At 45.4% G+C, this 12,180-nt stretch carries 15 protein-coding genes and 1 pseudogene; all 16 read left to right on the forward strand.

Annotation, left to right across the window (positions count from 1 at the left end):
- On the forward strand, positions 1–996 hold a 996-nt coding region (locus HPY74_16855), incomplete at its 5' end, for a terminase large subunit (GenBank protein ID NSW92309.1).
- Between the two features lie 77 nt (positions 997–1,073).
- Entirely contained in the window at positions 1,074–2,273 is a 1,200-nt protein-coding gene (locus tag HPY74_16860) for a phage portal protein (GenBank protein NSW92310.1), read from the forward strand.
- A gap of 2 nt (positions 2,274–2,275) precedes the next feature.
- On the forward strand, positions 2,276–3,112 hold the full coding sequence (locus HPY74_16865) for a Clp protease ClpP (protein ID NSW92311.1): 837 nt from the start codon (positions 2,276–2,278) through the stop codon (positions 3,110–3,112).
- Between the two features lie 5 nt (positions 3,113–3,117).
- A complete protein-coding gene (locus HPY74_16870) occupies positions 3,118–4,446 on the forward strand; it encodes a phage major capsid protein (GenBank protein NSW92312.1) in 1,329 nt (442 codons plus the stop codon).
- Between the two features lie 72 nt (positions 4,447–4,518).
- Positions 4,519–5,244: a hypothetical protein gene (locus HPY74_16875; GenBank protein ID NSW92313.1), complete on the forward strand. Its 726-nt coding sequence runs from the start codon at positions 4,519–4,521 to the stop codon at positions 5,242–5,244.
- A 38-nt stretch (positions 5,245–5,282) separates the two neighbouring features.
- Positions 5,283–5,627, forward strand: a complete 345-nt coding sequence (locus tag HPY74_16880; GenBank protein ID NSW92314.1) for a hypothetical protein — start codon at positions 5,283–5,285, stop codon at positions 5,625–5,627.
- On the forward strand, positions 5,628–6,203 hold the full coding sequence (locus HPY74_16885; protein ID NSW92315.1) for a phage head-tail connector protein: 576 nt from the start codon (positions 5,628–5,630) through the stop codon (positions 6,201–6,203).
- On the forward strand, positions 6,200–6,523 hold the full coding sequence (locus HPY74_16890; GenBank protein NSW92316.1) for a phage head closure protein: 324 nt from the start codon (positions 6,200–6,202) through the stop codon (positions 6,521–6,523). The genes HPY74_16885 and HPY74_16890 overlap by 4 nt, the downstream gene beginning before the upstream one ends.
- Positions 6,523–6,930, forward strand: coding sequence for an HK97 gp10 family phage protein (locus HPY74_16895; protein ID NSW92317.1), 408 nt, complete (start codon positions 6,523–6,525; stop codon positions 6,928–6,930). Before HPY74_16890 ends, HPY74_16895 begins: the two co-directional genes overlap by 1 nt.
- The gene (locus HPY74_16900; GenBank protein NSW92318.1) at positions 6,927–7,304 is read left to right on the forward strand and encodes a DUF3168 domain-containing protein; all 378 of its coding nucleotides are present in this window, start codon (positions 6,927–6,929) and stop codon (positions 7,302–7,304) included. Before HPY74_16895 ends, HPY74_16900 begins: the two co-directional genes overlap by 4 nt.
- Positions 7,305–7,309: 5 nt before the next feature.
- Complete coding sequence (locus HPY74_16905) at positions 7,310–7,723, forward strand: phage major tail protein, TP901-1 family (protein NSW92319.1); 414 nt, start codon at positions 7,310–7,312, stop codon at positions 7,721–7,723.
- A gap of 18 nt (positions 7,724–7,741) precedes the next feature.
- Positions 7,742–8,071 (forward strand): hypothetical protein, encoded by a 330-nt coding sequence (locus HPY74_16910; GenBank protein NSW92320.1) that lies wholly within the window; start codon positions 7,742–7,744, stop codon positions 8,069–8,071.
- Between the two features lies 1 nt (position 8,072).
- On the forward strand, positions 8,073–8,426 hold the full coding sequence (locus tag HPY74_16915) for a hypothetical protein (protein ID NSW92321.1): 354 nt from the start codon (positions 8,073–8,075) through the stop codon (positions 8,424–8,426).
- Positions 8,411–8,638, forward strand: a pseudogene (locus HPY74_16920) (phage tail assembly chaperone). Before HPY74_16915 ends, HPY74_16920 begins: the two are co-directional and overlap by 16 nt.
- A gap of 42 nt (positions 8,639–8,680) precedes the next feature.
- Positions 8,681–11,599, forward strand: coding sequence for a phage tail tape measure protein (locus HPY74_16925; protein ID NSW92322.1), 2,919 nt, complete (start codon positions 8,681–8,683; stop codon positions 11,597–11,599).
- Entirely contained in the window at positions 11,596–11,964 is a 369-nt protein-coding gene (locus HPY74_16930) for a hypothetical protein (GenBank protein NSW92323.1), read from the forward strand. Before HPY74_16925 ends, HPY74_16930 begins: the two co-directional genes overlap by 4 nt.
- The last annotated feature ends 216 nt before the right edge of the window (positions 11,965–12,180 follow it).

The following is a 12,180-nucleotide window of genomic DNA, read 5'->3' on the forward strand; positions in this document are numbered from 1 at the left end:
ATACTGGATGGCGAAATACAAGACGAGCAGTATTTTGTTATGATTCGTGAACTGGACAAGGACGATAATCCACATGATAAAACAAAATGGATAAAGGCTAACCCTATACTGCAGGATGATAACGAATATTCCCGGATACTGCTTGAGCAAATCGAAGATGAGTACAATAAAGCTTATGGCAGCGGCGACCCGGATAAAATCAGAGAGTTTGTTACAAAACGGTGTAATAGATGGCAGTCAGATAGTGAAAACAAATATTTTTCTGGTATCATGCACCGGTGGAAGGACTTAGCGGTTAACAGGAAAAATTTCCTTGAACTGGTCTGCGGCCGTGAATGTTATAACGGTGTGGACCTGTCAAAGTGCTTAGACTTAACAGCAACCGGTTTTGTATTTAAGCTGGATGGTGAAACACCAGTTGAAACCAAAAAGGGTACTGTATACCCCTTATACGCCGTTTGCGCCCATGGCTTCATGCCGGAAAACACGGCCACCAAGCATGAGCATGGTGACAGAGTACCTTATAAGGCTTGGGCAAAAGACGGATGGTGTACCCTCACCGAGGGCGATGTCACCGATGACAAGTTCATCAAAAACTATATTCATGAGGCAGAGTTTGACGAGAGCTGGAAGATAAAAGAGATATGCTATGACCCTTATGGGGCCCGTCAGTTCTCTAACGATATGACCGATGAGGGCTATACATGTATTGAAATATTACAAAGTTACCTAAACTTATCAGAGCCAACCAAAAAATTCAGAGAGTACGTTCTCCAGGATAAACTGGTGCATGACGGGAGCCCGTTATTAACTTGGTGCGTTTCAAACGCTGTAGAAACATCAGACAATAACGGTAACATAAAGCTCTCCAAAAAGCATAAAGACGACAGCCAGAGGATTGATCTTTTAGCGGCAATAATTAATGCCATGGTCAGGGCAATTGTCAACGAGGATAATTCGTCAGTTTATGAGAAAAGGGGGTTACGCAGATTGTGACAGATAATAAAAAACTAACACTCTTCCAGCGTGCCGCATTAGCCTGGAAGGTACTCAACAGCGGAAGCCCATACTCGATGGAAGACTTCGACCGTGATGTCAGGCGCAGTATAAGGGGCGGGACTACTCACGCCGGAGTAAATGTGAGCGAAGATTCCGCGCTCAAATATGTAACTGTGTATGCATGTGCAAGGATATTGGCAGAAACGATAGGCAGCCTGCCTTTATTTGTTTACAGGGAAAAACCGAGCGGTGGGAGCGATAAGGCCCGGGACCATCCATTGTATTGGCTATTACATGATGAGCCTAACGAAGAGATGGACAGTCTAACTCTGCGTGAGACTATTTCCGGACATATGGCTCTGTCAGGAAACGGCTATGGTATACTGCAGCATAATCGCCGGGGGCAGGTTATTGATATTTATCCCTGGGATTGGCATGCAATCAGGCCAGATCGGGACAAAGAAACCCGGGAACTGTTCTACTGGATAACTGACCGTGGCAAAGAAGAGCGTTTGCCAGTAGAAAAGGTTCTTCATGTTCACCTTTGGGGCCCCGATGGGATAGTCGGTTATTCACCCATTCGTATAGCCCGTGAAGCAGTGGGATTAGGCCTGGCGGCAACGGAATTTGCAGCACGGTTTTACGGTCAGGGCATGAACATGGGCGGTGTGTTGGAGCATCCTCTATCATTAAGCGATAAAGCCTATGAAAGGCTGAGAAAATCATTGGAGGAAGAAGGGGCAGGTCTGGCAAATTCATGGCGGCCTTTAATTCTTGAAGAGGGGATGAAGTACAACCGTATACCCATGCCGTTAAAGGATGCACAGTTTATCGAACAGCAAAAATTCAACCGCGATGAAATTTGCGCACTGTTCAGGGTACCACCGCATATGGTGGCCAACCTGGAGCGTAGTACCCATAACAACACTGAACACCAGAGTCTTGAATTTATTATGTATACAATGCTGCCGTGGATTAAACGCTGGGAGCAGGCTATCAACAGGCGATTATTCACCAGGTTCGAACGCGAACAAGGGCATTATTGCAAATTCAACCTCTCCGGTTTACTTCGCGGTGATGCCAAGAGTCGTGCAGAAGCGCTACATATCATGCGCCAAGATGGCATAATAAACGCCGACGAATGGCGCGAAATGGAAGAAATGAACCCGCAGGAGGGCGGTACAGGCAAGGTTTATTTGATAAACGGCAATATGATGCCTGTTGAAGAGGCGGCAAAAAACAAAGCCAGACAAAACAGTACTGGAGGTGAATAATATTGCGTTTCTGGAATTTTGTGCAGAATGCGGACAATCAAGATGAGGTGGAACTCCGTATCTCTGGCGAAATAGTTGATGATGAAGATGCTTGGATTTATGAATGGTTCGGCATTCCGACAACAACGCCTAATGCTTTCAGACAGGCGTTAGCCGAGTATAAAGGCAAAGATATCATCGTTTGGATTGACAGTTGGGGCGGAAGTGTTTTCGCTGCAGCCGGTATGTATAATGCCTTAAAAGAACACGACGGCCAGGTTTTAGTGAAGGTTGATGGTAAAGCTGTATCCGCAGCTTCAGTAGTGGCTATGGCCGGTGAAGAGATTTTAATGAGCCCAGTCAGTATCATGATGATACATAATCCCTTAATAGGGATGTGCGGGCAGTTTGAGGCTAGCGACATGCGACATTTTGCCAAGGTCCTCGACGAGGTCAAGGAAACTATTATGAACGCATACGAGATTAAGACAAAACGCTCGAGGGACGAGATATCGAAGCTCATGGACGAGGAAACCTGGATGAGCGCTAAAAAAGCCGTCGCGGAGAAGTTTGCGGACGGCGTTTTATATCAGGGGCAAAACGACCTCGAGCCGGCTGTGCAGAACTCGTTCATGTTCAGCAGATTGGCCATACAAAACAGTGTATCAAAGTCTATGCAGCGATGCTTAGAACAGTATAAGCAGTTTAAGCAAGATGGTCAACTTTCGTCAGAAAATGAACCGCTGAAGGAACCAGAACAGTATAATAAATCACCGGAAGATAAGCAGCCCAAAAAACTGGAGTTGCTTTCTTTATTGCAACGCAAGACCCAAATAAACAAAAACAAGATTAGGAGGTAGAAAAGATGACTTTACAGGAACTAAAACAAAAATGCGCTGCTCTGTGCGATAAGCAGGAGGCGTTGGTAAATAAGGCCCTCGAAGAGGAGCGCGAAATGACTGAAGAGGAGAACAAAGAGTTTGAGAACTTGCAGAAAGAAATTGACGGACTGAATGACCTTATTGTGAAGGCTGAAAAAATGCAAAATCGTGCAACCGATTTAGACCAACCTGATGGTAAGAAATATCGCACAATTCCTGGAGCTCCTTCGGAAAATAACAAGAAATTGGACGATGGCGGGTTTAAGAGCCTGGGTGAATTCGTTTGCGCTGTCAGGTTCGGAGATCCAAAAGGCAGGCTTCAGTACCTAAAACAGGGCCAAGGTGAAGGCGGTGGTCTCGAAGTACCTGACGCTTTCAAAGCACAGATAACGCCCAAATTCCGTAATGAATGGAGCATGGGAGTTGGCGAAGAAGGCGGTTTTGCCGTGCCGGCACAGTTTAGGCCTGATATGCTGATGATACAACCTGAGCCGTCCATAGTGCGACAGAGATCAACTGTCCTGCCAGCAGGTGAACCGCCAGATGCCGGTATAACTGTACCAGCATTTAAACAAGGAGCAGACGGCGTGTTCGGCGGAGTGGAAGTATACTGGATAGGAGAGGGTCAACTGAAGCCTGAAACTGACGGCAAACTGGAAGAAGTGTCTTTGACCCCGAAAGAAGTTGCAGCTCATACAGTTGTGACTGATAAACTGCTCCGTAACTGGGAGGCCGCCAGTGCCTTCATATCTACGTTGCTGCGCGGAGCTATGATAAGCGCAGAAGACATGGCGTTCCTGCGTGGGAATGGTGTTGCAAAACCGATGGGCGTGTTTAATGCACCTGGCGCTGTGCAGGTAGTAAGAGCCAATGCAAACCAGATTGGTTATATAGACACTGTTAATATGTTGGCCAGCCTATTGCCGGAATCTCAGAGTAGAGCAGTATATATTGCTAATCAGTCTACTATGCCGCAACTGGCCACTATGCAGGACCCTGCAGGACATTATATCTTCATTCAGGGCGATGCAACCCGCGGCATACCGGCCACTCTGAATGGTTTACCGATAATCTTTACCGGCAAGACACCAACACTGGGCAACCAAGGCGACTTGATGCTGGTTGATTTAACCTACTACCTGATAAAGGACGGCTCCGGCCCGTTCATCGCAGCATCCGAGCATGTCCTGTTCCGACAAAATAAGACAATCGTGAAAATTTTCTGGAATGTCGATGGTCAGGGCTGGGTTAAGGAACCTCTGCTACTTGAAGATGGCCAGACCCAGGTTTCGCCTTATGTTGTCCTAGTATAAATCGAGTAGGGGGGGGGGCTCATCGCTCCCCCTCATAGAAATGCCTAAAAAAATATTATGGAGGTATAAAAGATGAAACTTATGAGTGAAACTCAAAAGATTGATATAGCTCTGACTTCCCAAAATCTTAACGGCGCAGGCACAGGCCCTTATTACAAAATGGATAAATATGGAAAGGCCTTGTTTATTGCTGAGGTAGGAGCCATGGCTGCAGGTGCAACCAGCGCTATGCAGGTTATGCAGGCCCAGGACGCCGCTGGAACCGGTGCTAAAATTATCACCAATAATGCTGCTACCATCACTGCGAATGCTCATGTTGCAGAAGCCACTCTTACGGTTGCGGCCGTACAGGTAGGCGACCAGGTAACCATCAATGGCCTAACCTTTACCGGCGCGGCTGCTGCTGACCTGCTTAACCGTGTATTTCTGGCTGATGGAGTCGATAATAACGCAACCGCTGCAAGCTTGGCAGAGGCTATTAATCATGCAACAGCCGGAGTGCCCGGGATAACCGCCAGTGCGAATGCAGCCGTCGTAACCCTGACCGTAACTGAGCCAGGCGAAACCGATATAACCATTACTGATGCAGCTGCAACTATAACTCCGGCAACGCTGCGAGCTATTGGCTATGTAGAGTGTGACGCCAGTTTCCTTGACATTATCAATGGGTACACTCATGTTGCTTTCAGGGTTACAAACTCGGCTGCCATTCAGACCGGGGCAATATTATTGCGCGGCCAGAGCAGGTTCAATCCTGTGCAGAAAGTGGCTGCCGCAAAAACCAATGTAAATGCATAAGATTAGAAAAATATTGAGGGGGTTAACGCCCCCTCAATTTGAAGGTGGTGATTGAAATTAATACAAAAAAATATGTAATTGTAAAACAGTTTCGGGACCCTACAGGTTTGAGGATGCCAGGAGAAACTATTGAACTATCACCTGTTCGTGCAGAAGCTCTTCGCGCCAGCGGGTTAATAGGCGGCGAGGCAATAAAGCAGGAGAGGCTGATGCAGGCTGACAAACAGATAAAAAAGGATAACGAAAAAAAGCCTGCAAATGAATCGAAAAACGAATCGATAAATGAAACCAAACCCGTACAATCTACCAAATCAGATGAGAAAAAACCGGCAGATAAAAAGAGCAATAAATCCGCGAAGACACAACGAAAGGCGGGGAAGTAAATGGCTTTAAAACTTATAACTCCGCCATCAATTGAACCGATTACTCTGGAAGAAGCAAAGGCTCACATTAGAGTAGATGGTGCCGATGAAGATATACTGATTACATCGTTGATAACCACTGCCCGAGAATATTGCGAATCCTTTCAAAACAGGGCATATATTACCCAGGTTTGGGAGCTGATATTAGACGCCTTCCCTGCGTCCCCCTTCAATATACCGAGGCCGCCCCTGCAGAGTGTAGACAGTATCAAATACACTGACAGTGACGGCCTCGAAACAACATTTGATTCGACAAATTATATTGTTGATACGGATTCCGAGCCTGGAAGAGTAGCGCTAGCAACTGGAATAGTATGGCCGAGTATGACATTAAAATCTATAGGAGGCGTAAAGATCAGGTTTACGGCTGGTTATGGAGATGCCGCTGCTGTGCCTATGATGATAAAACAGGCGATGCTCCTTCTTATAGGACACTGGTATGAGAACAGAGAGGCGTCTTTTATTGGCCATGTAAGTCGAGAGATAGAATTTGCAGTGCACGCTTTACTTTGGCCTGAAAGGGTGTTTCCGATATGAGAGCAGGCTTATTAAGACGTAAAGTGGCCATCCAAAAGCTTGTCGAGGTTAAGGACCCTCTTTCGGGCGAACTAAAAAAGGACTGGGCAGACTTTGCTACTGTATGGGGCTCAATTGAGGACCTGGCTGGCAGGGAATTTTTCGATGCACAGCAGGTAAACTCTGAGATAACAACCCGGGTAAAAATCCGGTACCGCAAAGACATAAAAGCGACCATGCGGATTATTTGTGATGACAGAGTTCTAGAGATTGCGGCGCCACCCATAGACCCGGACGGGCGCAAAAGAGAGCTTTACCTGCTATGTAAGGGGGTTTCGTGATGACCAATCGAGTGTCTATACAATTAATAGGTGTTAACGAGCTTATTAAAAACCTTGAAGCAGTAAGTGATAATATCACAAAGGACCTGACAAAGGCCGTAAAAGCTGGCGCTAAAATAGTCCTCGATGATGCAAAGGCAAGGGCCCCTGTGGATACGGGTGAACTGCGGGATAATATGACAATGCGGGTAGTGGAAAAAGACCGCAGCCAGGTAGAGATTGATGTAGGGCCAGGGAAAGACCAGTTTTACGGATTATTCATCGAGCAGGGCACATCAAAGATGGCTGCAAAACCATTCCTCCGACCTGCCCTAGACGAGAACAAAGAGAAGGTACAAAAGGCCATTACTGATGAAATTGAAAAGGCTATCAATAAAGCCAAACTGAAGCAGGTGAAGACAAAATGATAGAGTTTGATGTATATGCATATTTAAGTAATCACCCAGACCTTGTGGCAATGGTAGGAGATGAGATATATCCAATTATCCTGCCTCAGAGAGAAGAGCCTTACCCTTATGACTGGGCGGGTATAACTTATTTTTTAGTATCACACCCAGAAGTCTATTCAAAAGATGGACCTGCAGGACTTTCTTTTCCACGGCTACAGATATCTGTATGGTCTAATGCTTACACAAAAGCTAAACAGGTGGCAGAACTCGTTAAAAAGGTTATGCATGGATACGCAGAATTTGCAACAAAGGAAGGCGAAAATGACATATATGAGCCTGACACAAAGCTTTATCATATCCCATTAGATTTTATAATCCAACATAAGGAGTGATGAAAATGTCTGCTATAACAGGTGTTGATTTTATTATTAAAGTTAATACCGGTACGGTTGGTGCACCAGTATGGACTGCTGTCGGTGGCCAGCGTAATGCAACGTTGAACATGGCTACTTCCGAGGTTGATGTAACATCAAAAGATTCCGCCGGCTGGCATGAAGGCATTCCAGGTATAAGGAGCTGGAGCATTGAATTTGACAGTTTGCTGCTTGAAGGCGATGCTGGTTTGGCTGCACTGGAGGCTGCATATATGAATGGTGAGCAGGTTCAGGTTCAGATGGCAACGCCCGCAGGAAATACATATGACGGTATCGCAACTCTGACCGATTTTAGTTATGAAGCACCTTATGAAGGTGAAGCAACCGCAACAGGGACGCTTAACGGCTCAGGTGCCCTAAATAAAACTGCTGTTTAATAGGGAAGGAGAGATATCATGGCTACATTAAATGTGCAGCAATCTAATTTAACAGGCTTAACTCCTTCATATAGTGCAGCAGACGTTCAGGGCGATGAATTTGTAAATAGCGGTAAGGCTGTGTTGCATATAAAAAATGGAGGGGTAAGCCAAATAACGGTTACGGTGAACAGCCAGACAAAATGCAGTTTTGGCTTTGATCATGATGTTACTGTTGATGTGCCAGCTGGTGAAGAAAGAATTATAGGTCCATTCCCAAAAACTAGATTTGATGACGCAAATAAAAAAGTCCAGATATCGTACAGCGATGTCACTAACGTAACCATAGCAGTATTGGAGGTAGCATAATATGAGCAATAAACATCGGTATATATCTATAGAATTAGACAAACCGAGGAAGTTACGGTTTGATCTTAATGCCCTATGTGAGCTTGAAGATTTATTTAATAAGCCGCTTCAGCAAATTCTTAATGATGGGGTTTCTGACGTAAAAACAATAAGGGCATTTATATGGGCAGGACTATTACATGAGGACCCTGAACTGACTATAAAGGATGTTGGTCACATGATAGATTTAACAAATATCCTACAGGCCCAGGAGAAAATAACCGAAGCTCTTAACAGCGGATTTGGTGATGACCAGGGAAAAAACGAGGAGGGGCCAAAGGCCAAGGAGAACCAGTCTGGGACTGGGAAGAAGTAAAACTCTGGGCCTATGGCCCTCTTGAATTAAAGCCGTGGGAATTATGGTCCATGACCCCTGTCGAGCTTAACGACATGATGCGTGGGTATATGATGCGTGGGTATCAATTTAGACATGGCAAACGCAGACGGACAGTTAAAAATGATACCAGGACAAGGGAAGAAATGCGTAATGAATGGCAAGAACTGAAGAAAAAATTTAAAGTACTTTAGCCCTTTTCAGGGCTCTTTTTTATACCTGAAGGCGGTGAGTATATGGCACAGATTGGAAATCTATTTGTAAAAATCGGTATCAATATGAACGAGTTCGAGGCCGGGATGAGAAACCTGAACAAGAGCATCAGAGATACCGAAAAGCAGTTCAAAGGTATTACAGCAATTAGTAAACGATTTGAATCAATTGGCAAAACTTTGACCACAGCAATAACGTTACCGGTGATAGGTTTGGGTGCGGCTGCGGCAAAGTCCAGTATTGACCTTGAGAGTGCATTCGCCGGCGTGAGGAAAACTGTGGATGCAACTGAAGAAGAATTCGCTGCTCTTCGTAAAGGCTTTGATAATATGGCAAAGAAGGATATACCTATTGCCATTGAGGAACTGTATGGTCTGGGTGAAGCTGCCGGACAGCTCGGTATAAAGACGGAAAATATACTCGGTTTTGCCGATACAATGGCCAAGCTAGGCGTTGCAACTAATATGAATAGCAACGAAGCAGCTACGGCTTTGGCAAGGCTTGCGAATATTACGCAAATGCCGCAGGACCAGTTTGACAGGCTAGGCTCGACGGTGGTTGCCCTGGGTAATAACCTTGCTACAACTGAAAGAGAGATTGTGGAAATGGGTTTGCGTCTTGCCGGTGCAGGTAAACAGGTAGGCATGACCGAGGCTCAGATACTATCATTCTCGGGTGCTCTTTCATCTGTCGGTATCGAGGCTGAAGCGGGGGGTTCCGCATTCTCCAAGCTTATGGTGAACATGCAACTGGCCGTTGAAAAGGGCGGTAAAAAACTGGATGAGTTTGCGAAGGTAGCCGGCATAAGTGCAAGCCAATTTCAACAGGCATTCAGAGAGGATGCTGCGGGAGCTATAACGGCATTTATACAAGGGCTGTCCACCGCAGAACAGAGGGGAATGTCCGCAATAGCTGTATTGGATTCTATGGGCGTTTCTGAGGTCAGGATGCGGGATGCTCTCTTAAGGGCCGCCGGAGCTAGTGACGTATTTACTCAGGCACTGGCATTAGGTACAAAGGCATGGCAAGAAAACAACGCCCTTAATAAGGAGGCCGAACAGAGGTTCAAGACCACAGCATCACAGTTGCAATTTCTGTGGAACAATATTAAGATACTGGGAGATTCTTTCGGTCAAATACTATTGCCTCAAATAAATGAGTTGGTACAAAAACTTATAGTCCTAGCCCAGGGGTTCTCTGAACTCGACGAAGGGACTAAGAAGATCATAGTAAATGTCGGTTTGTTTGCAGCAGCAGTAGGGCCACTACTTATACTTGTCGGTAAGCTTGGCCTCGGTTTTGTATCTCTGGCCAAGGCAAAGGCACTATTCACCGGCAGTATGGTAGCAGGTACAACAGCAGCTCAAGGTGCAGCTACAGCCAATACTGTATTGGCTGGCTCTCTAATGGCTCTAGCCGGTAAACTTGCTCTTGTTGTAGGGGCAATATATCTGTTCAAGGTAGCTTTAGATGATAGTAAGCGAGGGGCAGATTCTTTAGGCGCATCAAGCGGCATCCTAGGCTATAACATGCAGAACTTAAAAAAAGACATTGATAATGTGACTTATTCATTATCAGAAGAGGCTAGGGCACGAAAAGAATCTCTGATATCGGTACAGGCTTATACTGATAGCGTCGAATCTCAAAGACTTAAAAATCAGCAGGCTATACAAGTACAGGATACCGCAAGACAAAAACTTCAGGAACAAAAGAAAGCGCTCGATGACGTTGTAAATGCAATGGGCACGTTTGGAGAAAAAACGATGACCGTTAGCGAAAAGATAGAGAACGCACTTTCTCCTGTAATAGAAGGCCTCAGCCTTAAAGCACAAATAGCACAAGCAAAATTTGACCTTTTTAAAGCAAAACTTGGAGAAAATGCTGAGCAAAGTCAAGTGCTCAAGGTTCAGGCAGAGGCGTTGAACGCACAGTATAACGTACAACTCGAAAAAGTAGCTGCCTTGCAATCAGCGTATGAGCAAATGAAAGCTGTAAAAGGAGAGGCTGCTCTTGAAACTCAGAAGCTCTATCTTGAACTATTGAAGGAGCAGAAAGCGCAAGCAGATTTAGCAAAAGAAATAGCGAATACGAACGATGACGTTGTAAATGCAATGGGCACGTTTGGAGAAAAAACGATGACCGTTAGCGAAAAGATAGAGAACGCACTTTCTCCTGTAATAGAAGGCCTCAGCCTTAAAGCACAAATAGCACAAGCAAAATTTGACCTTTTTAAAGCAAAACTTGGAGAAAATGCTGAGCAAAGTCAAGTGCTCAAGGTTCAGGCAGAGGCGTTGAACGCACAGTATAACGTACAACTCGAAAAAGTAGCTGCCTTGCAATCAGCGTATGAGCAAATGAAAGCTGTAAAAGGAGAGGCTGCTCTTGAAACTCAGAAGCTCTATCTTGAACTATTGAAGGAGCAGAAAGCGCAAGCAGATTTAGCAAAAGAAATAGCGAATACGAACAAAGTACGACAGGAAGGACTTACAAAAGTGCCGCAAATAAGCAGCGGAGCAAGTCCTAGGTCAATAGTAACGTACTATGCAGTGCAGGCGTTTAACGAGGGAAGAGCATCTGCTCAGGACCTGATTGATGCTATCTCGAAAACGCCTAAGTTTGCAACAGGCGGTATAATACGCCGACCTGTAGGCATGATTGATCTTGCCACTGGTAAACCCGTGGGTATGGCCGGCGAAGCTGGGGAAGAAGCTATTGTGCCGATAGATAAAAGAAAAGATTACAATTTAAAAGGACTCGAAGGCATAAACTATGATCGCCTAGAAGCCATTGCATACACATCATTCTTTGAAGCTTTTGTGGACGCAGTGAAGGCGGTCGGCAAAGGTGAATTGCGGATTAACATAGACGGGAAAGTGATGGCAAGAGAAATGATACCCCACATTATTGCTGAGAATCAACGCATGGGGGTGGCTACAACATGAGCAGGATATGGTTGGGCGCTACAGGAAATGAGCAATTACTCTCTGAAATGGGCAGGAGACTAACTGTAGAAGATTTTGAGATTACCAAAGAGCAAAGGACGGCAAGCGGAAAACTTGTCAGGGAGATAATAGCCACTAAAAAACGTTTTAAACTCGACTATAGTTTTGTAACGAATGTCGTATTAAAACAACTAAAAGAAATATATCAGCTTGGAACAAGCGGAAACTTGAACCTTAAAATTGAACAAGAAGATGCTTCAATAGAAGAATACGAAGTTGTGTTCAGGCCATTTTCCCGCTCCCGGTATCTCATTGGCGATAAATGGTACTGGGAAGGCATTAGTATAGAACTTGAGGAGGTATAGATATGGCAAGAGTAAGTCTAGCACGTCAACAATTGGCCGATACGGGTCTTTTGGCTGCATACTCCGCAGCAGAAACCGAAGGCCACACCCGAAGAAGATATTACGGTGACGATTCTAAGCGGCTACGTCCGCAACGGCCTGAAGCTGGCAGACAGGGTTGTAACGGTAGGGACAGGCAAATCAATGTTCATTGGTCCGTTTGCAACCGACATATAT

The organism is Bacillota bacterium (assembly GCA_013314855.1).
Classification (GTDB): Bacteria; Bacillota; Clostridia; order Acetivibrionales; family DUMC01; genus Ch48.